The sequence below is a fragment of the Thermus sp. NEB1569 genome (assembly GCF_022385295.1).
In the GTDB taxonomy this organism is placed as follows: domain Bacteria; phylum Deinococcota; class Deinococci; order Deinococcales; family Thermaceae; genus Thermus; species Thermus scotoductus.
Window position 1 is genome coordinate 2,070,919 of record NZ_CP092445.1, and the last position, 24,667, is coordinate 2,095,585.

32 protein-coding genes and 1 pseudogene are annotated in these 24,667 nt (G+C 65.6%); 14 read left to right on the forward strand and 19 right to left on the reverse strand.

Features of this window, described 5'->3' with window-relative positions; all coding sequences use genetic code 11:
* Positions 1–16: 16 nt before the first annotated feature.
* Positions 17–811 (reverse strand): ZIP family metal transporter, encoded by a 795-nt coding sequence (locus MI302_RS11780; RefSeq protein WP_239725872.1) that lies wholly within the window; start codon positions 809–811, stop codon positions 17–19.
* Between the two features lie 65 nt (positions 812–876).
* Between MI302_RS11780 and prfA the strand changes: the two genes are divergently transcribed.
* Together prfA and MI302_RS11790 are read left to right on the forward strand one after the other, a co-directional pair.
* Entirely contained in the window at positions 877–1,941 is a 1,065-nt protein-coding gene (prfA, locus tag MI302_RS11785; protein ID WP_239725873.1) for a peptide chain release factor 1, read from the forward strand.
* Positions 1,941–2,408: an NUDIX hydrolase gene (locus MI302_RS11790; protein WP_126165364.1), complete on the forward strand. Its 468-nt coding sequence runs from the start codon at positions 1,941–1,943 to the stop codon at positions 2,406–2,408. Before prfA ends, MI302_RS11790 begins: the two co-directional genes overlap by 1 nt.
* Here the strand turns inward: MI302_RS11790 and MI302_RS11795 are convergent.
* A complete protein-coding gene (locus MI302_RS11795) occupies positions 2,405–3,094 on the reverse strand; it encodes a hypothetical protein (protein ID WP_239725874.1) in 690 nt (229 codons plus the stop codon). The genes MI302_RS11790 and MI302_RS11795 overlap by 4 nt on opposite strands.
* A gap of 95 nt (positions 3,095–3,189) precedes the next feature.
* On the opposite strand from MI302_RS11795, the gene MI302_RS11800 reads away from it, so the two are divergent.
* Positions 3,190–4,239 carry an NADH:flavin oxidoreductase/NADH oxidase gene (locus MI302_RS11800; protein WP_239725875.1) on the forward strand — a complete coding sequence of 350 codons (1,050 nt, stop codon included), beginning with the start codon at positions 3,190–3,192 and terminating at the stop codon, positions 4,237–4,239.
* Here MI302_RS11800 and MI302_RS11805 read toward each other — a convergent pair.
* Positions 4,236–4,619 (reverse strand): nucleotidyltransferase domain-containing protein, encoded by a 384-nt coding sequence (locus tag MI302_RS11805; protein ID WP_239725876.1) that lies wholly within the window; start codon positions 4,617–4,619, stop codon positions 4,236–4,238. The genes MI302_RS11800 and MI302_RS11805 overlap by 4 nt on opposite strands.
* The gene (locus MI302_RS11810; RefSeq protein WP_239725877.1) at positions 4,576–4,956 is read right to left on the reverse strand and encodes a HEPN domain-containing protein; all 381 of its coding nucleotides are present in this window, start codon (positions 4,954–4,956) and stop codon (positions 4,576–4,578) included. Before MI302_RS11810 ends, MI302_RS11805 begins: the two co-directional genes overlap by 44 nt.
* A gap of 28 nt (positions 4,957–4,984) precedes the next feature.
* Between MI302_RS11810 and MI302_RS11815 the strand changes: the two genes are divergently transcribed.
* Positions 4,985–5,944, forward strand: a complete 960-nt coding sequence (locus tag MI302_RS11815; RefSeq protein ID WP_239725878.1) for a quinone oxidoreductase — start codon at positions 4,985–4,987, stop codon at positions 5,942–5,944.
* Here MI302_RS11815 and MI302_RS11820 read toward each other — a convergent pair.
* Complete coding sequence (locus MI302_RS11820) at positions 5,933–6,841, reverse strand: carbohydrate kinase (RefSeq protein ID WP_239725879.1); 909 nt, start codon at positions 6,839–6,841, stop codon at positions 5,933–5,935. The genes MI302_RS11815 and MI302_RS11820 overlap by 12 nt on opposite strands.
* Before the next feature lie 127 nt (positions 6,842–6,968).
* Between MI302_RS11820 and MI302_RS11825 the strand changes: the two genes are divergently transcribed.
* Positions 6,969–8,795 (forward strand): aldehyde ferredoxin oxidoreductase family protein, encoded by a 1,827-nt coding sequence (locus MI302_RS11825; protein ID WP_239725880.1) that lies wholly within the window; start codon positions 6,969–6,971, stop codon positions 8,793–8,795.
* A gap of 56 nt (positions 8,796–8,851) precedes the next feature.
* Positions 8,852–9,361, forward strand: coding sequence for a ubiquitin-like small modifier protein 1 (locus MI302_RS11830; protein WP_239725881.1), 510 nt, complete (start codon positions 8,852–8,854; stop codon positions 9,359–9,361).
* On the opposite strand, the gene MI302_RS11835 is transcribed toward MI302_RS11830, so the two are convergent.
* Genes MI302_RS11835 through MI302_RS11845 form a run of 3 tightly spaced genes read right to left on the reverse strand, consistent with a single transcriptional unit; the run spans position 9,358 to position 11,466 of the window.
* Positions 9,358–10,038: an ATP-binding cassette domain-containing protein gene (locus MI302_RS11835; protein ID WP_239725882.1), complete on the reverse strand. Its 681-nt coding sequence runs from the start codon at positions 10,036–10,038 to the stop codon at positions 9,358–9,360. The two genes, MI302_RS11830 and MI302_RS11835, sit on opposite strands and share 4 nt — an antisense overlap.
* Positions 10,035–10,670 (reverse strand): ABC transporter permease, encoded by a 636-nt coding sequence (locus MI302_RS11840; protein ID WP_126164861.1) that lies wholly within the window; start codon positions 10,668–10,670, stop codon positions 10,035–10,037. The genes MI302_RS11835 and MI302_RS11840 overlap by 4 nt, the downstream gene beginning before the upstream one ends.
* Positions 10,657–11,466 (reverse strand): substrate-binding domain-containing protein, encoded by an 810-nt coding sequence (locus MI302_RS11845; RefSeq protein WP_239725883.1) that lies wholly within the window; start codon positions 11,464–11,466, stop codon positions 10,657–10,659. Before MI302_RS11845 ends, MI302_RS11840 begins: the two co-directional genes overlap by 14 nt.
* Before the next feature lie 22 nt (positions 11,467–11,488).
* Between MI302_RS11845 and MI302_RS11850 the strand changes: the two genes are divergently transcribed.
* A complete protein-coding gene (locus MI302_RS11850; protein ID WP_126187638.1) occupies positions 11,489–11,770 on the forward strand; it encodes a DUF309 domain-containing protein in 282 nt (93 codons plus the stop codon).
* Positions 11,767–12,747 (forward strand): asparaginase, encoded by a 981-nt coding sequence (locus MI302_RS11855; protein WP_126206788.1) that lies wholly within the window; start codon positions 11,767–11,769, stop codon positions 12,745–12,747. Before MI302_RS11850 ends, MI302_RS11855 begins: the two co-directional genes overlap by 4 nt.
* A gap of 15 nt (positions 12,748–12,762) precedes the next feature.
* Here MI302_RS11855 and MI302_RS11860 read toward each other — a convergent pair whose 3' ends face one another.
* Positions 12,763–13,083, reverse strand: a complete 321-nt coding sequence (locus MI302_RS11860) for an FUN14 domain-containing protein (protein ID WP_019551393.1) — start codon at positions 13,081–13,083, stop codon at positions 12,763–12,765.
* Positions 13,084–13,120: 37 nt separating this feature from the next.
* Entirely contained in the window at positions 13,121–13,672 is a 552-nt protein-coding gene (locus MI302_RS11865) for an HD domain-containing protein (RefSeq protein WP_239725884.1), read from the reverse strand.
* 16 nt (positions 13,673–13,688) lie between these two features.
* Between MI302_RS11865 and ispF the strand changes: the two genes are divergently transcribed.
* Positions 13,689–14,147: a 2-C-methyl-D-erythritol 2,4-cyclodiphosphate synthase gene (gene ispF / locus MI302_RS11870; RefSeq protein ID WP_015715982.1), complete on the forward strand. Its 459-nt coding sequence runs from the start codon at positions 13,689–13,691 to the stop codon at positions 14,145–14,147.
* Positions 14,140–14,736, forward strand: a complete 597-nt coding sequence (locus MI302_RS11875) for a trimeric intracellular cation channel family protein (RefSeq protein WP_239725885.1) — start codon at positions 14,140–14,142, stop codon at positions 14,734–14,736. Before ispF ends, MI302_RS11875 begins: the two co-directional genes overlap by 8 nt.
* A gap of 41 nt (positions 14,737–14,777) precedes the next feature.
* On the opposite strand, the gene MI302_RS11880 is transcribed toward MI302_RS11875, so the two are convergent.
* Positions 14,778–15,479 carry a hypothetical protein gene (locus tag MI302_RS11880; protein ID WP_052037974.1) on the reverse strand — a complete coding sequence of 234 codons (702 nt, stop codon included), beginning with the start codon at positions 15,477–15,479 and terminating at the stop codon, positions 14,778–14,780.
* A gap of 60 nt (positions 15,480–15,539) precedes the next feature.
* Here MI302_RS11880 and MI302_RS11885 point away from each other — a divergent pair, with 60 nt between their 5' ends.
* Positions 15,540–17,006, forward strand: coding sequence for a lipopolysaccharide assembly protein LapB (locus MI302_RS11885; protein ID WP_239725886.1), 1,467 nt, complete (start codon positions 15,540–15,542; stop codon positions 17,004–17,006).
* Between the two features lie 7 nt (positions 17,007–17,013).
* Positions 17,014–17,832 carry an S-adenosyl-l-methionine hydroxide adenosyltransferase family protein gene (locus tag MI302_RS11890; RefSeq protein WP_239725887.1) on the forward strand — a complete coding sequence of 273 codons (819 nt, stop codon included), beginning with the start codon at positions 17,014–17,016 and terminating at the stop codon, positions 17,830–17,832.
* Here the strand turns inward: MI302_RS11890 and surE are convergent.
* Entirely contained in the window at positions 17,780–18,529 is a 750-nt protein-coding gene (surE, locus tag MI302_RS11895; protein WP_239725888.1) for a 5'/3'-nucleotidase SurE, read from the reverse strand. The two genes, MI302_RS11890 and surE, sit on opposite strands and share 53 nt — an antisense overlap.
* A 97-nt stretch (positions 18,530–18,626) precedes the next feature.
* On the opposite strand from surE, the gene MI302_RS11900 reads away from it, so the two are divergent.
* Positions 18,627–19,718, forward strand: a complete 1,092-nt coding sequence (locus tag MI302_RS11900) for an IS4 family transposase (protein WP_014514485.1) — start codon at positions 18,627–18,629, stop codon at positions 19,716–19,718.
* A 144-nt stretch (positions 19,719–19,862) separates the two neighbouring features.
* Here the strand turns inward: MI302_RS11900 and MI302_RS11905 are convergent, their stop codons facing one another.
* Positions 19,863–20,069: a cold-shock protein gene (locus tag MI302_RS11905; protein ID WP_015715977.1), complete on the reverse strand. Its 207-nt coding sequence runs from the start codon at positions 20,067–20,069 to the stop codon at positions 19,863–19,865.
* Positions 20,070–20,188: 119 nt separating this feature from the next.
* Complete coding sequence (locus tag MI302_RS11910) at positions 20,189–20,656, reverse strand: peptidylprolyl isomerase (RefSeq protein WP_019551386.1); 468 nt, start codon at positions 20,654–20,656, stop codon at positions 20,189–20,191.
* A 128-nt stretch (positions 20,657–20,784) separates the two neighbouring features.
* On the opposite strand from MI302_RS11910, the gene cysK reads away from it, so the two are divergent.
* Positions 20,785–21,699: a cysteine synthase A gene (gene cysK, locus MI302_RS11915; RefSeq protein ID WP_239725889.1), complete on the forward strand. Its 915-nt coding sequence runs from the start codon at positions 20,785–20,787 to the stop codon at positions 21,697–21,699.
* Here cysK and MI302_RS11920 read toward each other — a convergent pair.
* From MI302_RS11920 to MI302_RS11940, 5 genes and pseudogenes are all read right to left on the reverse strand, one after another.
* Positions 21,696–22,334 (reverse strand): outer membrane lipoprotein carrier protein LolA, encoded by a 639-nt coding sequence (locus tag MI302_RS11920; protein WP_019551384.1) that lies wholly within the window; start codon positions 22,332–22,334, stop codon positions 21,696–21,698. The genes cysK and MI302_RS11920 overlap by 4 nt on opposite strands.
* Before the next feature lie 11 nt (positions 22,335–22,345).
* On the reverse strand, positions 22,346–23,107 hold the full coding sequence (locus MI302_RS11925; protein WP_019551383.1) for a hypothetical protein: 762 nt from the start codon (positions 23,105–23,107) through the stop codon (positions 22,346–22,348).
* A gap of 59 nt (positions 23,108–23,166) precedes the next feature.
* A pseudogene (locus MI302_RS11930) lies at positions 23,167–23,328 on the reverse strand (ATP-binding cassette domain-containing protein); the annotation flags it as partial.
* A complete protein-coding gene (locus MI302_RS11935; RefSeq protein ID WP_239725890.1) occupies positions 23,315–23,674 on the reverse strand; it encodes a hypothetical protein in 360 nt (119 codons plus the stop codon). The gene MI302_RS11935 and the pseudogene MI302_RS11930, both read right to left, overlap by 14 nt.
* A gap of 281 nt (positions 23,675–23,955) precedes the next feature.
* Positions 23,956–24,618, reverse strand: a complete 663-nt coding sequence (locus tag MI302_RS11940; protein ID WP_239725891.1) for a PspA/IM30 family protein — start codon at positions 24,616–24,618, stop codon at positions 23,956–23,958.
* Positions 24,619–24,667: the final 49 nt, after the last annotated feature.

Consider the following 24,667-nt stretch of genomic DNA (forward strand, 5'->3'; position numbering starts at 1 on the left):
TTCTCTAAGGAAGGAATCAGCCCAGGGCCACGTCCAGGGCCATCATAAGGGCAAAGCCGGTCATCACCCCGAAGGTGGAGATATCCCCGTTGCCCTCCGCCTGGCTTTCCGGGATGACCTCTTCCACGATCACGAAGACCATGGCCCCCGCCGCCAAGGCCATGAGGTAGGGCAAAAGGGCAAGCATCTCGGCCACAAGAAGGGCTCCCAGAACGGCCCCAAGGGGCTCTACGATGGCGGAAAGCTGGCCGTAAAACCAGGCTTTCGCCGCTGGCATACCCGCCCGTCTTAGGGGCCAGGCCACCGCCAACCCTTCGGGCATGTTCTGCAAGCCGATACCCACCGCCAAGGCGATGGCCCCACCCAGGGTGGCGGCCCCCGTGGGATCCAAACCCGCTGCTCCAAAGGCCACCCCCACCGCCAGGCCCTCGGGGAAGTTGTGGAGGGTAACGGCGAGGATAAGGAGGGTGGTGCGGCGCCAGAGGGCCTTTAGCCCCTCGGGAACGTCCTTGGGGCCCAGGTGCACGTGGGGAAGAAAACGGTCTATGAGGCGCAATAGACCCCCGCCCAGTAGAAACCCCACCACCGCAGGGATCCAGGGAACCATGCCCTGGGCCTCGGCCATCTCCATGCCAGGCAGGAGAAGGGAGAAGACGCTGGCCGCCAACATCACCCCGGCGGCAAAGCCCAGCATGCCATCCAAGAGCTTGCGGCTGGGCTCTTTGGCCAAGAAAACACTGGCTGCCCCCAAGGCGGTGAGGCCCCAGGTAAAGAGCCCCCCCAAAAAGGCGTAAAGGATCGGGGATTCCATGCCGTTTATTTTAGGCAAACCTAAACCTACGGGCAACCCCGCCTTGGGGTATCCTGAGGTAAGGTATGCTGGAGAAGCTTGCGCAGCTAGAAGGGGAATACCGGGAGCTGGAAGGGCTCCTCGCCGATCCCGAGGTCCTCAAGGACCAGAAGCGCTACCAGGCCCTTTCCCGGCGGTATGCGGAGATGGGGGAGGTGATCGCCCTCATCCGGGAATACCGGAAAGTGCTGGAAGACCTGGAGGGGGTGGAGAGCCTCCTCGAGGATCCCGAGCTGAAGGAGGTGGCCAAGGCGGAGAAGGAGGCCCTTCTTGCCCGTAAGGCGGAGCTGGAAAAGGAGCTGGAGCGCCACCTCTTGCCCAAAGACCCCCTGGACGAACGGGACGCCATCCTGGAGATCCGGGCCGGCACCGGGGGTGAGGAGGCCGCCCTTTTCGCCCGCGACCTTCTGGAGATGTACCTTCGCTTCGCCGAGGAGATGGGGTTTGAGACCGAGATCCTGGACTCCCATCCCACGGACCTGGGGGGCTTCTCCAAGGTGATCGTGGAGATCCGGGGCCCGGGGGCCTACGGCACCTTTAAGTACGAAAGCGGGGTCCACCGGGTGCAACGGGTTCCCGCCACGGAAACCCAAGGGCGGATCCACACCTCCACGGCCACGGTGGCCGTTTTGCCCAAGGCGGAGGAGTCCGACTTCCAGCTCAACATGGACGAGATCCGCATTGACGTGATGCGGGCCTCGGGGCCTGGAGGCCAGGGGGTAAACACCACCGATAGCGCCGTGCGGGTGGTGCACCTGCCCACGGGAATCATGGTCACCTGCCAGGACTCCCGTAGCCAGATCAAGAACCGGGAGAAGGCCCTGATGATCTTAAGGAGCCGCCTTTTGGAGATGAAGCGGGCGGAGGAAGAGGAGAAGCTCCGAAAGGCCCGCCTGGCCCAGATCGGCTCCGGGGAGCGCTCGGAGAAGATCCGCACCTACAACTTCCCCCAGTCCCGGGTCACGGACCACCGCATCGGCTTCACCACCCATGACCTCGAGGGCATCCTCTCAGGAAACCTCCAGCCCCTTTTGGAAGCCCTTAGACGGGCCGACCAGGAACGGCAGCTGGAGGCCTTGACGGAAGCGTGATGCGCCGCGAGATCCTGGTGGTGGCGGCCATTTTGTTGGACCGCCAGGGCCGGGTCCTCCTGGTGGGGAACGACTGGGGCAGGCGGGGCATGGTGCGCTACACCCTCCCCGGGGGCACCGTGGAACCCGGAGAAACCGCCCTGGAAGCCCTGGTGCGGGAGGTGCGGGAGGAAACCGGCCTTAGGGTGAAGGCCATTGAGCACCTGGCCTACGCCATCCAGGTGGAGGACCGCCGCAAGAACGAGCGTACCCTGGCCATGGCCTTTCGGGCCAGCTACGAGGGGCTTTTGAACCCCAGGGATCCCGACGGCCACATTGTGGAAGCCCGGTTCTTCACCCCGGAAGAGGTGGCGGTAAAGCTTGCTGGCCATCGCCCCTTGCTGGAGCCGCTCTTGGACTATCTGGGAGGGGAACGGGGACGGTTCTACGCCTACACGGGCTGGGGCCAGCCGGGAACCCGGGTCTAGGGGCCCAGCTTCCGCTTGAGGTAAGCGGTAAGCTCCTCTATGGCCTTCCTCAGGGCCCGCTGCTCCTCCGCCAGGGCCTCGAGGGGGTCCTTGGCTCCCTCCGGCGCGGAAAGGGTCTTGAAGAGGAGGGTGGAGTTGCCGCACCGGGGGCAGACGAGGCCCGCGGGGCGGACCGAGGGAGCGTAGAAGATCCGGGTGTGGCACCGGGGGCACAGGAGGTACTTGACCCCCGAGGCCTCCCCCTTGCGCACCGCCTCCTCCAGCTCCAGGGCCTCCTCCCGGGGGAAGCCCAGGAAGAAATCCTCCCCCACTTGAACGGAGCCAGGCTCCTCCCGGGTGGGTTTCAGCTCCCCCTGCCCCCCCTCGGGGGTTTCCCAGGTAAACCCGTTCCAGCGGAAGTGGCGAAGGTGCCTTTTCCCCTGGAGGTCCTCCACCTCCACGATGAGCTGGAGATGAGGGTCTTTAGGGTAGTAGTAGAAACGCACCGCCTGCACGCCGGAAAGGCTCTTGGTGCGGGGAAACGTGTAGGTCAAAGGACCCTCCCCCTTGGCGGGGTACCCCACCAAGCGCTCCAGGTCGTAGAGGGTGAGGCCAGGGCGCTCCATATCCCCGAAGAGGAGGCTTTCCACGTAGCGGAAGGCAGCCGCCAGATCGGAACCTTGCCCCTGACCGAAGCCGGGGTTCATAAGACCAGTCTATCCCCAAAAAGAGCGCGGGGAAACCCGGCCCCCACGGGACGGTTTCCTTACGATTTCCTTCAAGAGTCCTCCATAATGGAGGCATGGCCTTGCTCTTCACCCCCCTGGAACTCGGCGGCCTCCGGCTGAAAAACCGCCTGGCCATGTCCCCCATGTGCCAGTACTCCGCCACTCTCGAGGGCCAGGTCACGGACTGGCACCTCCTCCACTACCCCACGCGGGCCATGGGCGGCGTGGGGCTTATCCTGGTGGAGGCCACCGCCGTGGAACCTTTGGGCCGTATCAGCCCCTATGACCTGGGCATCTGGTCGGAGGATCACCTTCCGGGCCTGAAGGAGCTTGCCCGGAGGATCCGGGAAGCTGGAGCGGTGCCGGGGATCCAGCTGGCCCACGCCGGGCGCAAGGCGGGGACCGCCAGGCCCTGGGAAGGGGGAAAGCCCCTGGGCTGGCGGGTGGTGGGGCCAAGCCCCATTCCCTTTGACGAGGGCTACCCGGTACCCGAACCCCTGGACGAAGCAGGGATGGAGCGCATCCTCCAGGCCTTCGTGGAAGGAGCCAGACGAGCCCTTAGGGCAGGCTTTCAGGTGATCGAGCTCCACATGGCCCATGGCTACCTCCTTTCCTCCTTCCTCTCCCCCCTTTCCAACCAGCGCACCGACGCCTACGGGGGAAGCCTGGAAAACCGCATGCGCTTTCCCCTCCAGGTGGCCCAGGCAGTGCGGGAGGTGGTACCCAAGGAGCTTCCCCTGCTGGTACGGGTTTCCGCCACCGACTGGGGGGAAGGGGGATGGGGCCTTAAGGACACCCTGGCCTTCGCCCGCCGGCTAAAGGAACTTGGGGTGGACCTTTTGGACTGCTCCTCCGGCGGGGTGATACCCAGGGTGCGGATTCCCCTGGCCCCCGGCTTTCAGGTGCCCTTCGCCGACGCCGTGCGCAAGAGGGTGGGCCTGCGGACGGGAGCCGTGGGCCTCATCACCACCCCCGAGCAGGCGGAAACCCTCCTTCAGGCGGGAAGCGCCGATCTGGTGCTCCTGGGCCGGGTTCTCCTCCGGGACCCCTACTTTCCCCTAAAGGCGGCCAAGGCCCTAGGGGTAGCCCCAGAGGTCCCACCGCAGTACCAGAGGGGATTTTAAGGAGGATCCAGAGGGGAAAGGGCGGGATGGCGAAAGAGCCAGCGCACCTCCCGCCTAAGGGTTTCGGAAAAACGGGGGCTTCGCTGGGGCAGGGCTTGCCACTCCGACAGGGTGTAGACCAAGGCCTCCGCAGGCACGGGAAGCTCCTCCAGGGGCAGGCTTAGGGCCCGTTGCCAGGAGGGAAGGGAAGAGGACTCCACCACCAAAAGGAGATCCAGGTCGCTTCCCACCCCGTAGTCGCCCCGGGCGTAGGAACCGAAGTAGCCCAGGGCCAGGAGGCCGGGGATGGGGTGGCGGAGCATCCAGGCCTGAAGGGCACCTTCCACTTCCTCCCGGCTAGGCCATCTGAGCACGGCAGAATTCAAGGATTTCACGGGCATAGCGCACCGCCTCCTGGCTTTGCAAGGGGCCATAGTGCTCCGCAGAAGGCCCCTCGGGAAAAGCATCGGGGTATCGGGTGGGTATGTAGAGCCCATCCAGGTAGCGGGCCTTTTCCACCAGGTCTTGAGGAACCTCCAAGGGTAACTCCTTGAGAAGCCGGGCCACCACATGCCCCCAAGCCTCCTGGCCTAAGTGGAGGTGGAGGGCTTTCACCGCCTTCTCTGCGGCCTGCTGGGCGGCAAAACAGGCCCACTCGTGCCGGCCTGCCTTCCGGGCGATCTCAGCCATCTCCAGGTCCCTTTCCGCCTGGAGAAGCCAGTCCTTAGCCCGATTCACCCCTCCAGTTTACCGTAGACTGTTCCCCATGAAGGCCGTACAGGTGCACCAAACAGGCGGCCCTGAGGTCTTGACCCTCGAGGACCTCCCCACCCCCGAGCCAGGGCCAGGGGAGGTTTTGGTGAAGCTTTTGGCCATCGGGGTCAACTACATCGACACCTACAAGCGCAAGGGCCTTTACCCCATGCCCCTTCCCTTCACCTTAGGGGAGGAAGGAGCCGGGGTGGTGGAGAAGGTGGGGGAAGGCGTGGTGGGGGTACGCCCTGGGGACCGGGTGGCCTTCGCCAACGTTCAGGGCGCCTACGCCCAGTACCAGGTGGTGCCAGCGGAGAGGTTGGTACCCGTGCCCCAAGGGCTGGATCCCAAGCTGGCGGCAGCGAGCCTCCTGCAGGGCATGACCGCCCACTACCTTCTGAAGAGCACCTACCCCGTCCGCCCTGGGGATCAGGTCCTGGTCCATGCGGGGGCCGGGGGGGTGGGACTCCTCCTCATCCAGTGGGCCAAGCGGCTGGGGGCCACGGTCTACGCCACCGCCAGCACCGAGGAGAAGCGGGCCCTTTGCCTCGAGGCCGGCGCGGACCACGCCCTGCCCTACGAGGGCTTCGCCCAAGCCGTGAAGGCCCTCTCCGGGGGTGGGGTGGATGTGGTCTACGACGGCGTGGGCCAGAGCACCTTTGAGGGGAGCCTCGAGGCCCTAAGGCCCCGGGGCTACCTGGTCCTCTTCGGCCAGTCCTCGGGGCCCGTTCCCCCCCTGGACCCCCAGGTGCTGAACCGCAAGGGTAGCCTCTTCCTCACCCGCCCCACCCTGCACCACTACACCGCAAGCCGCAAGGAGCTCCTCTGGCGCGCTGGGGAGGTCTTCCAGGCGGTGCGGGCAGGGTGGCTTAGGGTGCGCATCGGGGCCGAGTTTCCCCTGGAGAAGGCCCGGGAGGCCCACGAGGCCCTGGAAGGGCGGAGGACCACGGGCAAGGTGCTCCTAATCCCCTAGGAACCGGGCCCGCCAGGCCCTAAGCCCCTCCTCCGGCAGGTAGGCCCCCCGCACGGTACAGGCCAGGGCGGAAAGGGCCACCGCCCCCTGAAGGGCCCTTTTCAACTCCTTTAGGGAAAGCGCCTTCAGGTTCTCACGCCCGTACCCCCATTTGAGGAGGAGGGCGAGAAGCCCGGCGGTGAAAGCGTCTCCGGCCCCCACGGTGTCCACCACCTGGACCTTTTCTGCGGGAAGGCGCACCTCTTTTTCCCCGTGGAAAGCCACCGCCCCTTCCGGTCCCAGGGTGAGCACCTTGAGGGGGATGGGAAGGCGCTTAACCCCTTCTATGGGGTTTTCCGGGAAGAGAAGCTTGGCGTCCTCCAGGGAAAGCTTTAGGAGATCGGTGCGGGTGAGGTAACCCGCTATGAGGCTTCTTTCCGTCTCCGTAGGGTCTTGGCGCAGGTTGGGGTCGTAGGAAACCAGGGCGCCTTCCTCCAGGGCCTCCTGGAGGAGGGCCTCCACCCCTTCCGCCGTGCGGGCCTCGAGGGCCAGGAGAGAGCCGAAGTGGAACACCCTGGCTCCCCGGAGGCTTTCAGGCCCTGGGCGGTAAGGCAGATGAAAGGGACGGTGGAAGCTATACTCCCCATTTCCCTCCGCATCCAGGCGCACCAGGGCCAGGGGCATGGGGGCGGGATGGCGGAAAAGCCTGAGCTCGAGGCCTCGCTTTCTCATCTCCTCCTCGCTCCAGGCGGAAACCCAGTCCTCCCCCACCTCAGAAAGGAAGCGCACGGGAAACCCCAACCGGACCAGGGTGGTGGCGGTGTTCAGCACCGAGCCTCCAAGGACCCCCCTAAAGCGCAAGGGGTCCTGGTTTTCCTCAATGAGGTCCACCAGGACCTCCCCCAAAAGGGCCAGCATGGCTCCATTATGCCTGTCACCTCCTTTATCCGGGGGTCTGGGTGGTATAATCCTCCAGAACCTGGGCAGCGGTGCGTGGCCTTCTTCGCAACAGGTGTCTTCCCTTTGGCCCAGAAGGAGGTAAAGGATGCTCGGTGGATATGCCCATAGGATTGCCCGTATCAACCTCTCTAGCGGCCAGGTGGAGTACTTCGCCCCCGACCCCAAGGACCTGGAGATGTATGTGGGCGGGAGGGGTCTAGGGGTCAAGTACGTGTTTGAAAACGGGCCCAAGGTGGACCCCTTTAGCCCCGACAACCTCCTTTGCATCATGAATGGTCCCCTTTCCGGCACCCGGGCTAAGATGTCCGGGCGCCTGGCGGTGGTCACCAAGAGCCCCCTCACGGGCACGGTAACGGATAGCCACATGGGGGGCTGGACCGCGGCCAAGCTGAAGTGGGCGGGGTTTGACGGGCTCCTCATCAAAGGGGCCTCGGAAAAGCCCGTTTACCTCCTGGTAAAGGACGGGGAAGTCACCCTCCACGATGCCTCGGACCTATGGGGCAAGACCACCCATGAGACCCACCGCATCCTTAGGGAGCGGCACGGGGAGGATGCCGACGTGATGGCCATCGGCCCCGCCGGGGAGAACCTGGTGCGGTTCGCCAACTGGATCAACAACGACGAGCGCGCTGCGGGCCGGGGGGGTACCGGGGCGGTGGCGGGGAGCAAGAAGCTCAAGGCCATCGTGGTGGTGGGCAAGCAGGAGAACATGCCCCAGCCCAAGGACCCCCAGCTCTGGCGGGAGGCCGACCGCCAGGCCTCGGCCACCATCAACGACCCCAAGAACGTCACCGCCCCCAAAAAGGGAGGGCTTTCCCTCTACGGCACCAACGTGCTCATGAACATCACCAACGTAATGGGGGCCCTGCCCACCTTCAACGCCCAGCACACCTGCATGGAAGGAGTAGAGACCATCTCCGGGGAGTACATCCGCGAACACCGCCTCATCAAGGACAACACCTGCCACGCCTGCCCCGTGGCCTGCAAGAAGATGGTGGAGGTGCACATCAACGGCAAGGCCATTCGCTTTGAGTCCTACGAGTACGAGTCCGCCTGGGCCCTAGGGGCCCACTCCGGCCACACCGACACCGATTGGACCGGGTACGCCATCTACCTCTGCAACGCCTACGGCATGGATACCATTGAGACCGGAAACGCCATCGCCGTCCTCATGGAGGCCACGGAGAAGGGCTACTACCAGGGCCCTGATGGGATCCGCTTTGGGGACAAGGAGGGCGAGGCCCGCATCATCGAGGCCATCGCCTACCGCCGGGGCGTGGGGGACAGCCTGGCGGAAGGCCCGGCCCGCTTTGCCAAGGCCATCGGCCACCCCGAGATTGCCCTCGAGGTCAAGGGGCAGTCCATCCCCGCCTACGACCCCCGGGGCCTCAAGGGCATGGGCATCGCCTACGCCACCTCCAACCGCGGGGCCTGCCACCTCCGGGCCTACACCCCCGCCTCGGAGATCCTGGGCGTTCCCTACAAGACCGACCCCTTGGCCTGGGAGGGGAAGGGCAAGCTCACCAAGCTCTTCCAGGACCTCTCCGCCTTCACCGACTCCTTGGACCTTTGCAAGTTCAGCCAGTTCGCCGAGGGTCCCGAGGAGTACGCCAAGCAGCTTGCCGCCTACTGGGGCCGGCCCGTGACCCCCGAGGAGATCCTCCTCATCGGGGAGCGCATCTACAACCTGGAGCGCTACTACAACAACCTGGCAGGCTGGGCGGAAGGCTCCGACTACCTGCCCGAGCGCTTCCTCAAGGAACCCTCCGACTGCGCAGGCTCCAAGGGCCAGCTCACGGAGCTGGACCTGATGTTGCAGGAATACTACCAGGAGCGGGGTTGGGAGAAGGGGGTGGTGCCCCCGGCCAAGCTCCAGGCCTTGGGCATTCTGTCCGCCGCCGCGGACGACTAAGGGGTACCCTAAGGAGACCCGGGCCCTCGCCCTCGGGTCTCCTTTACACTTTTCCTATGCCTAGGGTGAACCTGTACGCCACCTTCCGCGACCTCACGGGTCAAAGCCAGGTCCGGGTGGAAGGCAAGACGGTGGGGGAGGTTTTGGAGGCGCTGGTCCGGGCCTATCCCACCCTAAAGGAGGAGCTCTTTGAAGGCGAAAGCCTCGCCGAACGGGTTTCCCTTTTCCTGGAGGGGCGGGATGTGCGCTACCTGGAAGGGCTCGCCACCCCCTTGACGGAGGAGGCCACCTTGGACCTCTTCCCCCCGGTGGCGGGCGGAACCTTCGCCCAGCGCTTCGGGGCTTTGCCCGCCTGGCTCTTGGAAAGGTACCTCAGCGAATGGGGCGGGAGAAAGCTGGAGGAGGGAGTCTACGCCCTCCCCGGGGCCCGGGTGCGCTTCGCCGAGGCGGAACCCTTAAGGGTGGGAAGCCTTTCCCTCCCCCAGATCGAGGTGGAGGTGGAAGGAGAGGCGGCGGAGGCCTGGTTCGGCCGCATCCGCCTGGCGGCAGCCCGGGGGGGAGGTTAAGGAAGCAACCGTCCCTCCAAAAAGGCTTGGCTCCTCGAGTCCCTTGGGCTTTGGAAAAACCGGTCCGCAGGGGCTTCCTCCACCACCTGGCCCTGGAAGAGGAAGACCACCCTATGGGCCAGCCTGCGCACCTGGAAGAGGTCGTGGGTGGCTAGGACCACCCCCCGGCCTCCCCTGGCTGCCTCCTGGAGCAAGGCCTCCACCTTCAGGGTGTTGGCGGGGTCCAGGCTGGCGGTGGGCTCGTCCAGGAGCAAGACCGCAGGCTCCACCAGAAGCGTCCGGGCCAAAGCCAGGCGCACCGCTTCCCCGCTGGAGAGGAGATGGGCGGGTTGCCGGGCCTTATCCTCTAAGCCAACTTTGGGCAAAAGCCCAGCGGCCCGGGCTAAGGCCTGGCGCCGGGGGACACCCCTAAGCCAAAGGCCAAAGGCGGCGTTTTCCAGGACGCTCCGCCGAAGAAGGGGTGGGGTCTGGGGCAGGTAGGCGCGGAATCCTCCTTCCACCTGGCCTTCTTCCGGGGAAAGGAGGCCCGCAAGAAGGCGCAAGAGGGTGGTCTTGCCGCTTCCCGAAGGCCCCAGCACCGCCAGGATCTCCCCGGCATAAACCTCGAGGTGGGGAACCTCGAGGCGAAAATCCCCGTAGCGGTGCACCAACCCCTGGGCCTGCAAAACCGGGCTCATTCCCGCTCCAGGATAACCAGGAGGGCCGTGACCAAAAGGGCCACCCCCAGGAGAATAAATCCTAAGGCCAAGGCGCTTTCCAGCTCCCCCTTTCGGGTTTCCACCACGATGGCCGTGGTGAGGACCCGGGTGTGGTGGCGGATATCCCCGCCCACCAGGGTGGCCGCCCCCACCTCGCTGATGGCCCCGCCGAAGCCGGCGGCCAAGGCAGCGGCCAGGGTGCGGCGGCTTTCCCAGAACAGGGTGGGAAGCACCTGGCCCTCCTTGCCCCCCAGGCTCCGCACCAAAAGCCGCACCTCCTCCACCCTACCCCTGGCCCCCGAAAGCACGAAGGCGGCGATGAGGGGAAGGGCCAAGACCGCCTCCGCCAGCACCATGGCGTAGGGTGTATAAAGGAGGCCCAAGGATCCCAAAGGCCCCGAGCGGGAAAGGAGGAGGTAGAAGAAAAGCCCCACCACCACGGAGGGGAGGGCGAGGCCGGCATAGAGGAGAATCCGCCCGAAAATCCCCCCACCCCCCTTAAGGGCCAGCCAAAGCCCCAAGGGCACGGCGGGAAAAGCCGCCAGCAAGGTAGCAAGCCCCGCCACCCAGAGGCTGCGCAAGGAGATTTCCAAAAGCTCAGCGGCCTCCACCCCTGGGGATGATACACCGCCCCCTCAAGGGCTTAAAGAGCGGGGTCCCCTCCACCTGCAAACCCTCCACCAACCGAGCCGCCTCCTCCGTGGCCAGGAAGCGGCGCAGGGCCTCCGCCTCCTCCGCCTTCGCCCCCTGAGGCACCAGGTAGTAGGTGTACTGGTTCAAGAGAAGGGGATCCTCCCGCCGATAAAGAGCCTCCAGCCCCCGTTTGCGGCCCACGGTGAGGTGGGTGGCCAGGTCGGAGAGGGTATAGGCTCCCTTCTCCGCCGCCAGAACCAGGGTCTGGCCCATGCCCGCCCCGGACTCCAGGTACCAGCCCCCTTCGGGGGTGAGGCCTGCCTTCCGCCAGAGCTCCAGCTCCTTCAGGTGGGTGCCCGAGCGGTCCCCCCGGGACACGAAGGGAGCCTGGGCCCGGGCGATCCGCCGCAAGGCCTCCAGGACATCCCCTGCCTCCCGGATCCGGGCGGGATCCCCTTTTGGCCCCACCAGGAGGAAGCTATTCTGGGCCAGGCAGAAGGGCTGGGCGATGATACCGCGCTCCAAGGCTTCCCCCTCGAGGTCCGGGGCATGGACCAGGACCGCATCCACATCCTTGCGCTCGGCCAGCCGCAAGGCCTGCCCCGTGCCCACGGCCAAGACCTCCACCCGCACCCCCATGGCCCTCTCAAAGGCCGGCAAAAGCCGGTCCAAAAGCCCCGAGTCATAGACGCTGGTGGTGGTGGCGAGCCTAAGCCCCAAGCCCGGGCTGGAAGCCAAGGCGACCAGGAGCCATACCGCCTGGATGAAGCGCATGGGAAGAGTTTAGCCTAAAGGGGTGGAAGCCTTGAGTGAGGCCTGGCACCTTTTCCAGGAGGGCCGTTTCTTTGAGGCCCATGAGGTTCTGGAGGAAGCCTGGCGGGAGGCCGAAGGGGAAAAGCGGCGGTTCCTGCAGGGACTCATCCTCTTGGCCGCAACCCTACACCAGCTTCAGGCGGGGCGAAGCGGCTTGCGGAACCTGCGAAAGGCAGAGGGGAAACTCCAGGGCTTCCCCTCCCCGTACCTCGGCTTGCACTGGCGGCCCCTTTTTGAGGAGGCCCGGCGTAGACTTGGGGCGTGAACGCTTGGGTCTACGCCTACCGCGGCCAAGAGGTGGAAAACCGGCACCGCATTTCCCTGGCCATCCACGGGCCGGAAGGCCTACTGGCCTATGCGGGAAACCCCGGGCTTTGGACCTACATGCGCTCCTCGGCCAAACCTTTCCAGGCCCTGGCCCTCTTCCTCACGGGGACGGTGGAGCGGTTTGGCATCACGGAGGAGGAAGTGGCCCTGGCCACCGCCAGCCACGACGGCACCCCCCGCCATGTGGCGGTGGCTTCCGGCTTCTTGGCCAAGCTGGGCCTCGGCCCCGAGGCCCTGGTCTGCGGGGTCCACCCTCCCTCCTCCAGGGAGGCCCGGAAGGCCCTGGAGGAAGCCGGGCAAAGCCCCACGCCCCTCCACCACAACTGCTCGGGGAAGCATGCGGGCATGCTGGCCGCCGCCCTCGCCCTAGGAGCCAGCCCTGAAGGCTACGAGACCCCCGACCACCCGGTCCAGGTCCTGAACCGGAAGACCCTGAGGGAGCTTTCCGGGGTGGAGCCCCTCCTGGCCATCGACGGGTGTAGCGTCCCCACTTTTTCCCTGCCCCTTTCCCGGGCCGCCCGGGCCTTTTACCTCCTGGCGGCGCCGGAAAGGGCCCTCGAGGCGTACCGGGAACCCCTCCGCAAGGTGCAGCAGATCATGCGCCGCCACCCCGAGCTGGTGGCAGGACCCGGGAGCATCGACACCCTCCTGATGGAGCGCCTGCCGGTGGTGGCCAAGCGGGGAGCCGACGGCTATTACGGCCTGGCCCTTCTGGAAAGCCCCCACGGGCCCCTGGGGATTGCCTTGAAGGTGGAGGACGGCTCGGCCCAGGCCCGGGAGGTGGCGGTGGTGGCCCTCCTCAGGCTCCTGGGCTTGGATCCCGGGCCCACCCCCTGGGACCAGCCCGAACGCAGGAACTACCGGGGGCTCCAGGTGGGCTATCTGAAGGCCCACCTGGAACTCACCTGGGTCTAGGCCGTCCCCTGCTCCTCAGCCAGCCCGCAGGCCCAGGATCAACCCACCCACGAAGCTAGCCCCGAAGGGCAGGTTGTAGGTGAGGGTGGTGAGGAGCCTCTCCCACAGGCTCTGCAAACCCGGTTGCTGGAGGAGGGGCTCCACATCCCTTTGGATGCGGGTCCAGTCCACCTGGATGTAGCCCGCCTGGGCCAAAAGCTGCACAACCACGAAGAGGAGGCCGAGGGCCACGGCCAGAAGGCGGCCCAGCTTTTTCAAGGCGTAGCCCACCGCATACCCCGCCAGGCCGCCAAAGGTCACCTGCCCCAGGTAAGGGCTTAGGTCGGGTAGCTCCACGCCCTCCACCCTAGCGGAACACAGGGGGCGAAGGCAACTACTTTAGGCCCAGTAGCTCCGCTTCCTTCCTCATGGCCTCGAGGACAAAGGCCATGTGCTCATCCAGGGAAAGGCCCAGGTCCTCGGCCCCCATCCGGATCTCCTCCCGGTTCACCCCCTTGGCGAAGGCCTTGTCCTTGAACTTCTTCTTCAAGCTGGAAAGCTCCAGGCCCAGGATGGAGCGATCCGGGCGCACATAGACCGCGGCGGTGATCAAGCCCGTAAGCTCGTCCACCGCGAAAAGGGCCTTGGCCATAAGGGTCCTGCGGGGTACCCCGGTGTAGGAGGCGTGGCCCAGGATGGCCTCCAAGACCTCCTCCGGGTAGCCCAGGCGCCTCAGCTCCTCCACTCCCCGGTAGGGATGCTCCTGGGGGTACTTCTCGTAGTCCATGTCGTGCAGGACCCCGGCCATGGCCCAAAGCTCCTCGTCCTCCCCGAAGCGGCGGGCATAGGCCCGCATGGCCACCTCCACCGCCCGCATGTGCCGCCTTAGGGACTCGCTTTCCGTCCAGGCTTCCATGAGGGCTAGGGCTTCCGCAAAGCTCGGCATGCCCTAAAGTATAGCCATGCGCCTAGGTTACGGGGAGGATAGCCACCGCCTTATAGAGGGAAAACCCCTGTATCTCTGCGGCCTCCTGATTCCAAGCCCCCACGGGGCCCTGGCCCACTCGGATGGGGACGCTCCCCTGCACGCCCTCACCGACGCCTTGCTGGCCGCCTTTGGCCTTGGGGATATCGGCCTCCTCTTCCCCGACACCGACCCCAAGTGGCGAGGAGCCCGCAGCGAGGTCTTTCTAAGGGAGGCCCTCCGCCTCGTTGAGGAAAGGGGGGGAAGGTTGATCCAGGTAAGCCTGGCCATCATCCTGGACCAGCCCAAGCTTTCCCCCCACCGGCAGGGCCTTTTGGAAAATCTCTCCCGGCTTCTTGGCCTGCCCCTGGACCGCATCGGTCTCACCTTCAAGACCTCGGAGGGCCTGGCGGTAGCGCACGTGCAGGCTCGAGCCATGGTGCTTTTGGATGGTTGAGGTCCTGGTCTGGCTCGGCACCCTGATCTTCGCCGCCACCGGGGCCTTGAAGGGAGTGGAAAAGGGTTTTGATCTTCTGGGGGTCCTGGTGCTGGCCACGGTAACCGCGGTGGGGGGTGGGTCCATCCGCGACGTCCTGGTGGGCACCCTTCCCCCAACGGCCCTGCACAACGAGCCCCTCTTGTGGAGCGTGGTCCTCACGGGGCTTCTCGTCTTCCGCTTCCACCCCAGGGTACAAGCCATGGAGCGGCTCATCTACTACCTGGATACCCTTGGCCTAGGCCTCTTTGCTGCCCTGGGAGCGGAGCGGGGCCTGGTCTCGGGGCTTGGCCCCTTCGGCGTGGCCCTGGCGGGCACCCTCTCAGGGGTGGGGGGAGGCGTGCTCCGGGACGTGCTCTCCGGAGAGGTGCCGGGCATCCTCTACCGGGCAGGGGACCTGTACGCTTCCGCTGCCCTGGTGGGAGCCCTTGTGGTCTATGCCCTCTACGGCACCCATCCGGAAGGGGCCCTTTTCGCCGGGACCCTGGCCACCGCGCTCCTGCGGATCTTCGGAAGGCGGCTTGGTCTTAGGCTCCCCACTCCAAGGTAAAAAAGGAGGCCGGATACACCCGGCCTCCGAGCTCCTTGGGTCTACTTCAGCTTGGCAAGCTCCTGCCGGGCCCTCTCCTGGTCGTAGCGGTCGGCGGCAGTTTTGGCGGGAAGGGAGAGGGCTTTTTCCAGCTGTTTTCTGGCCTCCTCCTTCTTGCCCCAGGCGGCAAGGACCCTGGCGTACTCCACCCGGTGGATGATCCCATCCGGCTCCAGCTCTATGGCCTTTTGCATGAGGGGCTCCACCCTCGAGCCATCCGCCCCCTGGGTGGCCGCCACCAACCAGCCCTTCTGCACCAGCTCAAAGTGCCAGAGGGCCAGGGCCACCATGGCCCCGGCGTGGTCGGGCTTGAGCTTCAAGGTCTTCTCCAGGTCGCCTCGGATCCTGGAGGCCAAGCCCTCCGCCAGGGCCTCGAGGATCCCCTTGAACTGGGAAAGCCGCCCCAGGGCCCGGGCCCGCTCAAAGTAGCCCTCGGGGTAATCCGGGGCTTTGGCGATGGCCTGGGAGGCCGCCTTCTCCGCCTTTTCAAACCAGGTGCGCTTCTCCTCGGGCTTGGCTTGGTAAAGGGCGTAGAAGCTTGCCCCCTTGGCCGCCAAGGCCAAGGCCTCGGGGGTACCCAGCTTTAAGCCCAGCTCATACGCTTCCTGAAACCGCCCGGCATCCACCAGGGCCGACACCTGGGGGGCCTGGGCCTGGCCGACGACCCAAACCATCGCAACAACCAAGGTTATCCATCGCCTCATGGGTTTCACCCGCAGCGGATTATACCCGGTACAAGAGAGGGAGGGCGTAAACTGGAAGGCATGGGGCTTATTGGGGGATTACTGGTTCTCCTGGGCCTACACTTCCTCTCTCCCGCTTTGGCCCAGGGAGCCGAAGAGTATTTCGCCCGTTGCCAGCGCCTATACCAACAAGGAGCCCTGGAAAGTGCCCAGGCCACCTGCGAGCTGGCCCTTAAAAGCGACCCCGGCCACCAGCCAAGCCTCCTCCTTCTGGCCCGTATCCACCTGGAAAGAGGGGATCTGGACCGGGCGGAAAGCTACCTGGGACAACTGGGCGACGAGCCCGAGGCAAAGCTTCTTCGGGCCCGGATTCTCCTGCAAAGAGGCCGGGCCGCGGAAGTCCTCAAGCTTTCCCTGCCCCCAGGACCCGAGGCCAACCTTCTAACGGCCATGGCCCTCAAGGCCCTCCGTCGGTACGAGGAGGCCTTAAGGCTCGCCCAGAACCTGCCCCCCACCCCCGAGGCCCGGCTATTCCTGGCCCAGCTCCACCTGGCCTTGGGGCAGCCCCAGGAGGGCTTAAAGATCCTGGGTCCCACCCTGGCGGAGAGGCTGGAAAGGGGCCGCCTCCTCCTTTTCTCGGGGAAACCCCAGGAGGCCATTCCCCTTCTTGAGGGGCTTCTTCCCCAGCTTGCGGCAGAGCCCCGGATGCAAAGCGAGGTTCTCTCCCTGCTGGTCCTGGCCTACCTGGGGCAGGGTCAGCTTTCCCAGGGACAGGCCGCCCTAAGGCAGCTGGCTTCCTTGGAAAATCTCCCGGCCCGCTTCCTGGCCTGGGCCTGGCCTTGGCTTCTGGTCATCCTGCTCTATCTGCTCCTCGTCCTCCTCGGGGAAAGCCGCATCGAGCCCGTGCGCACCCTCGAGGTGGTGGAGGATCCCTTGCCGGGGCCGGGAAGCCTTTACCTGACCCTCCTGGGCTCCCTCCTCCTGGCCCTCCTCCTGGCCGCCTTCCTGGGCAAAACCCTTTTCGCCAACGCCCTAGCCCTCATCACCCCTTACCAGAAAGAGCTGATCCTTCCCAGCTTTTACCTCTTCTATGGCCTTCTCCTCTTCGCAAGCCTCCTTCTCCAAAGGCCCTTCCGCAAGCGCCTTTCTGCCCTTTTGGGACCCTGGTCCAGCTGGATCGAGGGGTTTTGGGTGGGGCCGGCCTTGGTCCTCCTCCTTTTCCTCTACGGCTGGATCAGGGACACCTTGGGGCTTGGCACCCTGCCCCTAAACCTCCTGGCCTTCTTGGGCCTGGCCCTCATGGAGCCCTTCTTCCGGGGCCTTGTTCCCCTGGTCCTCAAGGAGCGGTATAAGGACCTCCACCCCTATTTAGCCGTCCTCCTCTTCGCCCTGGCCGTGCCCGGGCCCACCTTCCTCCTCATCCTCTTGGGAACCGGGCTCCTTTGGGCCAAGGAACGGGTGGAAGGCACCCTTGGCCTGGCCTTGGGCTGGGTGGTGGCGGGGGTGATCCTGGCCCTCTTCCCCGCCCTCTGGCTTCGGGCCTTTTAACGAGAAAATGCACCCCGTCTTCTTCCTTTCCGATTTTGGCCTCGAGGACCCCTACGTGGGCGTGGTGAAGGCGGTGCTCTGGGAAAAAGCTCCCGGGGTACCCGTCCTGGACCTGGCCCACGCCCTACCCCCCCAGGATCTGCGCCGGGCTGCCTACGCCCTTTTTGAGGCCCTCCCCTACCTGCCGGAACAGGCGGTGGTCCTGGCGGTGGTGGACCCTGGGGTGGGCACCAAGAGGCGGGCCATCGCCGCCCTAGGAAGGCGGCTTTACGTGGGGCCTGACAACGGCCTCTTCACCCTGGCCTGGCTTCTGGACCCACCCATCCGAGCCCACGAGATCACCTGCATCTCCCCTCCAAGCCCCAAGGGCATCCTCCCCCTTCCGGGCTGGGCCCCGGGGGGCTACACCTTCCACGGCCGCGACCTCTTCGCCCCCGCCGCAGCCCACCTGGCCCTAGGGCTGGCTGCCGAGGAGCTTGGACCAGAGGTGCCCGCCCAGGACCTCATACGCCTTCCCCTCACCCTCACCCCAGGCCCAGAAGGGGAGATCCTCACCTTTGACCGCTTCGGCAACGCCATTACCACCCTCCTCGAGGCTCCCTTGGAGAGCGTGGTGGAGGTGGCGGGGAAACGCATCCCCATCCGCCAAACCTTCGGCCAGGTGGAAGCGGGAGAGGCCGTGGCCTACCTGGGAAGCGGAGGCCTCTTGGAGATCGCCCTCAACCGGGGAAACGCCAAGGAAGCCCTGGGGCTAAGGGAGGGGATGCCGGTGGTCATACTTCCTCCACCCAGCGGGCCACCTCCTCCAACAGATCTGCCGCCGTGAAATCCAGGCTCACGGGGGTGATGGAGATGTACCCGTGGCGCACCGCGTGAAGGTCGGTTCCCTCCTCCTCCTCCCCCACGGGGGTGCCGGCGATCCAGTAGTAGGGCCTCCCCTCGGGGTCCAGGCGCTCCACCACCGTGTCCTCCCAGTGGTGGGTGGAAAGCCGGGTAACCCTCACCCCTTTGGGCACCCCCGCCGGGAAGTTCACGTTGAGGAGAACCCCCTTGGGAAGCCCCCTTCGCATCACCAGCCGGGCGATCCTTACCGCCCACTCCGCCGCCAGGGTGAAGTTGAGCTCCTCCCCCGAGGTATCCAGGCTGAAGGCGATGGAGGGAATGCCCAAGGAAGTACCCTCCAAAGCCGCAGCCACCGTGCCCGAGTGGGTGAGGTCCAAGCCCAGGTTGACCCCGATGTTGATGCCCGAGACCACCAGGTCGGGCCGGCCCAAAAGGTGAACGCCCAGCACCACGCAGTCCGCAGGGGTGCCGTCCACCCGGTAGGCGGGGATCTCCCCGAAGCCCGCGCTGGCGGTGTGCTTGAACCGTAGGGGCCGCCTCACGGTGATCCCGTGGCCCACCGCGGACTGTTCCACATCCGGGGCCACCACACAAACCTCCCCCAAAGCCCGCATAGCCAGGCCCAGGGCCTTGATCCCGGGGGAGAAGATGCTGTCGTCGTTGGAAACCAGGATGCGCATAACCCAAGCCCTCAGTACACGTCAAAACGTGGGACCACCCCTTTAGGATGGACCTGCGCCCACGTGGATGGGCAGGTACCCATAGGAGGTGGTCCCCATGGAACAGCTTACCCCACTCATCAACGCCTTGAAGCGATACTGGAAGGCCGACCTCAGGCGCCTCACCTTCCTGGCCGCCCTGGTGATGGCTCTGGTCACCGCCCGCACCACAAGCGGCCCCAGACTCGCTCTTTCCCTCGGCTCCATAGCCAGCCCTGACCCCCGCTCCGCCTACCGAAGGTTCCAGCGGTTCTTGGCCTGGCCGGGGCTGGACGGGGAGGGCTATGCCCGCTTCATCTTCGCCCTCCTCCGACCCCAAGGGCTCCTCCTGGTCATGGACCGGACCGAGTGGGAGCTGGGGAAGAGCAAGGTCAACCTCCTGATGCTGGCCTTCCTGTACCAAGGCCTGGCCGTCCCCCTGTTCTGGAGCTTCCTTCCCCACGACGGCAACTCCTCCACCCCCGAACGCATCGCCCTGATGGAGAGGGCCTTGGCTTTCCTGAGGGCCCACTTCCCCCACCTCCGGGTGGAGGGGTTCCTGGCGGATCGGGAGTTCATAGGGGAGGCGTGGTTCCGGTACCTGGAGGAGAAGGGCATCCCCCGGTGCATCCGAATCAAGGCCAACACCCGGATGTGGCGGTTGGGCTCGGGCCCTCGGGCCTGGGAGCTCTTTGCCTCCCTGAAGGTGGGAGAGAGCCGGGTGCCCAGGCGGCGGTACTGGGTCTACGGGCGGCGCATGTGGGTGGTGGGGTTGCGCCTTGGGGTCCGGGAGTGGCTGATTGTGGCTACGGACCTGGACCCTCACCGGGTGCTGGAGGTGTACGGGCTCAGGTGGGGGATAGAGCGGCTCTTTGGGGCCCTGAAGGGGCGGGGATTTGACCTGGAGGCCACGCACGTGACGCGGGGGGAGAGGCTTTCGCGGCTTTTGGTCCCCTTGAGCCTGGCCTTCGTGTGGGCGTTTCGGACGGGGCTTGTGCTGCACCGGGTGCGTCCGGTGAGGCCCAAGAAGCACGGGAGGCTGGGACAGAGCCTCTTCCGGGCGGGGCTGGACCTGCTCACCCTTTGGGCGCTTGCCCTCTGGGGTGCAGGGGGAGGAAGGCGCGGAAGTCCCTTGGGGTTATGCCCTATGGAGGTTTTGACGTGTACATAGACCCAAGCCTAAAGGAAAGAGGCCCCCGATGGGGGGCCTTTCACTGCTAAAAACGGGGCTTTATCGGCACCCCAGCCTGACTTCGTCAGGCTGGGGTGGTCTTACCGGGGCCCCCACCCTGGCGCGAGCCAGGGTGGGGTGGTATTAGAGGCGGCGGACCTTCTTGGCCTGGGGGCCCTTGCCGCCCCGGCCGGCCTCCACCTCGAACTCCACCCGGTCACCCTCGTTCAGGGTGCGAAACCCCTCGGCCTCGATGGCCGTGAAGTGCACAAACACATCCGGACCCTCTTCCTGCTGGATGAACCCGTAGCCTTTTTCCGCGTTAAACCACTTGACGGTACCCTTCTTCATGCTTCTCCTTCATCCCGAAAACCCACCTGGCTTTCCAGGGACTCTTCACTATCCCACGGATTACCCAAAAAGTCAAGCCCCAAAGCGCAAGGGGCCTTGGGGCTTCTAAGGCAGCAGGTTTAGTGGTGGTGCCCGCCCTCGTGCACGTGGCCGTGAAGGATCTCCTCCGGGGTGGCCTCCCGGACCCTTACCACCTCCACCTCGAAGTCCAGGTCCCTGCCCGCCAGGGGGTGGTTGAAGTCAATGGTCACCTCTTCCCCCTGGACCTCCACCACGGTGAGGGGCATGGGGTTCCCCTCCATGTCCTGGGCGTAGAACTGGGCCCCGGGCACCACCTCCGCGTCCTCGGGGAAAGCGGAGAGGGGCACCACCTGGACCCCCTCGGGGTCGCGGGGTCCATAGGCCTTGTCCGCAGGCACACGGGCCTGGAAGATCTCCCCCTCCTCGCGGCCTTCCAGCTCCTCCTCGAGGCCCCGGATCAGGTTGCCGTGCCCGTGCAAATAGGAAAGCTCCCCCTGGTCCAAGACCTCCCCCTCCACCTGGAGGGTGTAACGGATGGTTACGACCTTGTCTTGTTCAACCTTCATGGTCACCCTTTCGCAAGCCAGGCTTGCTCCCCTTAGCCTAGCAGACCCGCCCCTTGGAGGAAAGGTGGAAGGAGCTTTCCCCGTATCCAAGCTCCTTCCCCTTCCCTTACAGGCCCTATAGTAGGGGTATGCGGGTGGAAACGATCATCGGCAAAACCCCGGTGGTGCGCCTTTTCAGGGTGGTGGAGCCCGACATGGCCGAAGTCTGGGTGAAGCTGGAGGGCCTCAACCCCGGGGGGTCCATCAAGGACCGGCCCGCCTGGTACATGATCAAAGACGCCGAGGAGAGGGGCATCCTTCGCCCCGGCTCCGGCCAGGTCATCGTGGAGCCCACCAGCGGCAACACCGGGATCGGCCTGGCCATGATCGCCGCAAGCCGAGGCTACCGCCTCATCCTCACTATGCCCGCCCAGATGTCCGAGGAGAGGAAGCGGGTGCTGAAGGCCTTCGGCGCCGAGCTGGTCCTCACTGACCCGGCGAGGCGGATGCTGGCCGCAAGGGAGGAAGCCTTGCGCCTTAAGGAGGAGCTTGGGGCCTTCATGCCCGACCAGTTCGCCAACCCCGCCAACGTGCGTGCCCACTACGAAACCACGGGGCCCGAACTTTTTGAAGCCCTGGAGGGACGCATCGACGCCTTCGTCTACGGCTCGGGCACCGGGGGGACCATCACCGGGGTGGGGCGGTACCTGAAGGAAAGGATCCCCGGGGTGAAGGTGATCGCCGTGGAGCCCGCCCGCTCCAACGTCCTCTCCGGGGGCAAGATGGGCCAGCACCAGTTCCAGGGCATGGGACCCGGCTTCATCCCCGAGAACCTGGACCTCTCCCTTCTGGATGGGGTCATCCAGGTGTGGGAGGAGGACGCCTTTCCCCTGGCCCGGCGGCTGGCCAAGGAGGAAGGACTTTTCCTGGGGATGAGCTCGGGAGGAATCCTGTGGGCAGCCCTGCAGGTGGCCAGGGAACTGGGCCCTGGCAAGAGGGTGGCCTGCATCAGCCCGGATGGCGGCTGGAAGTACCTCACCACCCCCCTCTACGCCGAACCCTAGCGCCGCACCACCTGGGCGTCCTTGGGGTAGCGCTTGAGATCCTGGGGGCGTAAGGAGGCTTTCTTGAACTCCACCACCCGCAGGTCGGCCATCACCTTCCCCGCCTCGTCCCGAAACACGAAGCGCACGGGCCTGGGATCGTTCTTCAGGATGTAAAGCTCCAGGGTGGCGAAGCCCTGGCCCTCCTGTGCCCGGCCCACCAGCTTCCAGGCCACCCCCTCCGGCAGGCGCTCCTCCCCCACAAGGCGAAGGCTCACCCGCTCGGAAAGCCCCTTCAGGTCCCCAAGGCCCTGGGGGCTAAACCCCAGGCCCTGCACCTGGGCCTTTTCCTTGGGGCTCACGATGAGCTGGTTGGTGAGGTAAAGGTAGTTCCAGACCTCCTTTTCCGTGATCACCGTGAAGTTGCCCTCCAGAGAGCCCGGTTTCTGAAACTCTATGCGGAAGAGGTTTTCCTTGGGAATGGCCAGCACCCGGGCTTTAAGCTCCTCCTGCCCTCCGGGTCCCTGGATCTGACCCTGCACCACCGCCTGCCAGGGGTCCTGCAGGTTCCTTTCCACCCGGTCCAGGATCTCGGAGACGCTTTGCGCCAGAGCCAGGCCCAGGGCCAGGAGCAAAATACCCCAGGGTTTTTCCATAAATCTCCTCCTCATGGCCACCTCCAGGCGTACCGGACCCAGGCGTAGGGAGCCTCCCTATATCCTCCCTCGAGCCCCAAGTCCCCAAGCCACACCCCGAGGCTACCCGCAAAGGGATAGGAAAGGGTGAGGAAAAGGCTAGCCTCCCCTAAGTAAAGCCCCGCCTCGAGGCGATTTAACCCCCCTAAGCGCAGGGCGAGGTCCAGAACCTCCATCCCCTCCCCCACCTCGCCCTTCCAGCCCAAAACTAGATAGGGCAGGCCGGAAAAACCCGCCCCCAGGGTATAGGTGGCCTCCTCCCTCAGGGCGTAGCTCACCTCGGCCCGCAAGACCTCTCCCCTTTCCAAGAGCAGGCCCACCACCTCCTTGGGCACCAGGCGGTAACGCAGGGAAAGCCGGCCGAACACCCCCTCCTCGGGGAACAGGGGGAAAACCCTCTTGGAGCGGTAGCCGAGCCGCGCCGCCAGGGCCAGGGGGCCGGCACCCCCTTCGGCAAAGGCCATCCCCCCAAGCCCCCCCACCCCCACCTCGGCTTGCAGGCCATAGGCCAGGTACCCCAGGGGCCCTAGGGCGAGGCTCGAGGAAAGCCCCAAGGCCCCCCGGCTTTCCTGCCCCACCTGGAGCTTCCCGTAGACCTCCCCCGGCTCCAGGGTGAAGCCTCCCTCGAGGGTGGAGGCTAAGCTTCCCGAAACTCCATAAACACCGGCCTCGAGGCGCCCTTGGGCCAGGGCCAAGCCCAAAACCACCCACCCCGCCCACCAGATCCTTTTCATGCCACCACCTGCCTTTGGAAGCGCACGGAGGCCAGGAAGAGGACCAGGGCGGAAAAGAGGAGAACCCCGGTGAGGATCCGCACCAAGGTGGTCTTCCCCGCCCCGTTGGGCCCCAGGAGGTCGAAGACCTCCCCGGGGCGCACCTCGAGGCTCACCCGGTCCAAGGCCTTGAAGGCCTTGAGGCTTCCGAAGCTTCGCGTGACCTCCTCAACCTGCACCATGTCTACCCTCCAGATACCCCCTCAGATAGGCCGCCTTATCCAGGGGCAGGCGCACCCCCAAGGCCTCCCCCAGGAGAAACCGGGCCATCAAGGGGCCCACAAAGGCCAAGGCCATCTCCTCCGGAGCCTCGTCCAAGCGGAGGAAACCCTCCCGCTGCTTGGCCCGGAAGAAGGCCATCACCCTTTCCAAGACACCCAGGATGCCTTTCGGAGGTCCTGCGCCCCTTAGCCCCGGGTGGCGGAGAAGCTCGGCAAGCAGCTTGGGCAGAAGGGCCTGGTGGGCCTTTAGAGAAAAGAGGGGGTGTGGGGGAGCTATAATCCCCCGGTTTTTAAACCGGGGATACATGGACTCCCCCACGTCCACCACAGGTGGACACGGATTGGGTACAATGTTCTTGGGGACAAAGTTCCCCGTGGACCTTGAAACTTGGAGTAGGGGGTTCCATCGGGTAGTCCGATGGGTAAAACTCCAAACGAACACCCGTGGCAGAGCCAGAAGCATTGCGCTCGCCTGCCGATACGGAGTCAAGGTCTTTCTGGGCCCGGACGGGGCCTTCGGGGGAAACCCCGCGTGCTTTCCCGCAGGGAAACACCCTGGGAAGCCCCGGACTTTAGTCCGGGGAGTCGTCACGATTGGCCAAGCTCCTTCTTGAGGCGGGAAAGCTCCTCCTCCAGCTCCTTTTCCGCGGAGAGGGCGGCGAGCTCCTTTCCCAGGTCCTGGCCATCCAGCTCCTTCAGGGCCTCGTGCCGGTCCTCCATGGAGAGGATGCGGGCCTCCATCTCCTCAAAGGCCTCGAGGGCCGGGTGGGCGTCCAGCTTGGATTCCATCCGCCGCACTGCCTCGGCGGCCTCCACCCCCTTCTTGCGGGCGAGAAGGAGCTTTTTCCTGGCCTCGGCCTCGTCGATCTTGGCCTCGAGGGCCTTGAGCTGGGTCATGAGGCGCTCTATAAGGGCCTTTTGCTCCTCCGCCTGCTGCTTGAAGCCCTCGGCCAGGTCCAGGGCCCGCTTCCTTCGCCTCAAGGCCTCCTTGGCCAGGTCCTCGCGGCCAGCCGTTAAGGCCTCCTTGGCCTTTTCCTCCCAGAGGGCGGCTTCCTTCAGGTGGCTTTCCACCTCCCGTTCCAGGCGCTTGCCCTCAGCCATGGCAGCCGCCACCTGCTCCCGGGCCTCCCTTAGGGCTTCTTTCATGTCCTCCAGGGCCTGGTTGATGATCTTCTCGGGGTCCTCGGCCCGGCGCAGCAGGTCGCTCAGGTTGGCCCGGATGAGACGGCTTAGGCGGTCCAGTAGGGTCATGGTTTTTCCTCCTAGGTTGAGTATGCCACATCCCCTTGCCCTCGAGGGG

Bases quoted from the DNA above. Each gene is read 5' to 3' on its own strand.
- MI302_RS11875 (WP_239725885.1), top strand. From the start codon at position 14,140: ATGGTTGAGGTCCTGGTCTGGCTCGGCACCCTGATCTTCGCCGCCACC.
- ispF (WP_015715982.1), top strand. From the start codon at position 13,689: ATGCGCCTAGGTTACGGGGAGGATAGCCACCGCCTTATAGAGGGAAAA.
- surE (WP_239725888.1), bottom strand. From the start codon at position 18,529: ATGCGCATCCTGGTTTCCAACGACGACAGCATCTTCTCCCCCGGGATC.
- MI302_RS11910 (WP_019551386.1), bottom strand. From the start codon at position 20,656: ATGAAGGTTGAACAAGACAAGGTCGTAACCATCCGTTACACCCTCCAG.
- MI302_RS11800 (WP_239725875.1), top strand. From the start codon at position 3,190: ATGGCCTTGCTCTTCACCCCCCTGGAACTCGGCGGCCTCCGGCTGAAA.
- MI302_RS11890 (WP_239725887.1), top strand. From the start codon at position 17,014: ATGCACCCCGTCTTCTTCCTTTCCGATTTTGGCCTCGAGGACCCCTAC.
- MI302_RS11825 (WP_239725880.1), top strand. From the start codon at position 6,969: ATGCTCGGTGGATATGCCCATAGGATTGCCCGTATCAACCTCTCTAGC.
- MI302_RS11805 (WP_239725876.1), bottom strand. From the start codon at position 4,619: ATGCCCGTGAAATCCTTGAATTCTGCCGTGCTCAGATGGCCTAGCCGG.
- MI302_RS11885 (WP_239725886.1), top strand. From the start codon at position 15,540: ATGGGGCTTATTGGGGGATTACTGGTTCTCCTGGGCCTACACTTCCTC.
- MI302_RS11815 (WP_239725878.1), top strand. From the start codon at position 4,985: ATGAAGGCCGTACAGGTGCACCAAACAGGCGGCCCTGAGGTCTTGACC.
- MI302_RS11865 (WP_239725884.1), bottom strand. From the start codon at position 13,672: ATGCCGAGCTTTGCGGAAGCCCTAGCCCTCATGGAAGCCTGGACGGAA.
- MI302_RS11900 (WP_014514485.1), top strand. From the start codon at position 18,627: ATGGAACAGCTTACCCCACTCATCAACGCCTTGAAGCGATACTGGAAG.
- MI302_RS11820 (WP_239725879.1), bottom strand. From the start codon at position 6,841: ATGCTGGCCCTTTTGGGGGAGGTCCTGGTGGACCTCATTGAGGAAAAC.
- MI302_RS11920 (WP_019551384.1), bottom strand. From the start codon at position 22,334: ATGGAAAAACCCTGGGGTATTTTGCTCCTGGCCCTGGGCCTGGCTCTG.
- MI302_RS11935 (WP_239725890.1), bottom strand. From the start codon at position 23,674: ATGTATCCCCGGTTTAAAAACCGGGGGATTATAGCTCCCCCACACCCC.
- MI302_RS11790 (WP_126165364.1), top strand. From the start codon at position 1,941: ATGCGCCGCGAGATCCTGGTGGTGGCGGCCATTTTGTTGGACCGCCAG.
- MI302_RS11780 (WP_239725872.1), bottom strand. From the start codon at position 811: ATGGAATCCCCGATCCTTTACGCCTTTTTGGGGGGGCTCTTTACCTGG.
- MI302_RS11905 (WP_015715977.1), bottom strand. From the start codon at position 20,069: ATGAAGAAGGGTACCGTCAAGTGGTTTAACGCGGAAAAAGGCTACGGG.
- MI302_RS11830 (WP_239725881.1), top strand. From the start codon at position 8,852: ATGCCTAGGGTGAACCTGTACGCCACCTTCCGCGACCTCACGGGTCAA.
- MI302_RS11940 (WP_239725891.1), bottom strand. From the start codon at position 24,618: ATGACCCTACTGGACCGCCTAAGCCGTCTCATCCGGGCCAACCTGAGC.
- MI302_RS11795 (WP_239725874.1), bottom strand. From the start codon at position 3,094: ATGAACCCCGGCTTCGGTCAGGGGCAAGGTTCCGATCTGGCGGCTGCC.
- MI302_RS11835 (WP_239725882.1), bottom strand. From the start codon at position 10,038: ATGAGCCCGGTTTTGCAGGCCCAGGGGTTGGTGCACCGCTACGGGGAT.
- MI302_RS11925 (WP_019551383.1), bottom strand. From the start codon at position 23,107: ATGAAAAGGATCTGGTGGGCGGGGTGGGTGGTTTTGGGCTTGGCCCTG.
- cysK (WP_239725889.1), top strand. From the start codon at position 20,785: ATGCGGGTGGAAACGATCATCGGCAAAACCCCGGTGGTGCGCCTTTTC.
- MI302_RS11880 (WP_052037974.1), bottom strand. From the start codon at position 15,479: ATGAGGCGATGGATAACCTTGGTTGTTGCGATGGTTTGGGTCGTCGGC.
- prfA (WP_239725873.1), top strand. From the start codon at position 877: ATGCTGGAGAAGCTTGCGCAGCTAGAAGGGGAATACCGGGAGCTGGAA.
- MI302_RS11845 (WP_239725883.1), bottom strand. From the start codon at position 11,466: ATGCGCTTCATCCAGGCGGTATGGCTCCTGGTCGCCTTGGCTTCCAGC.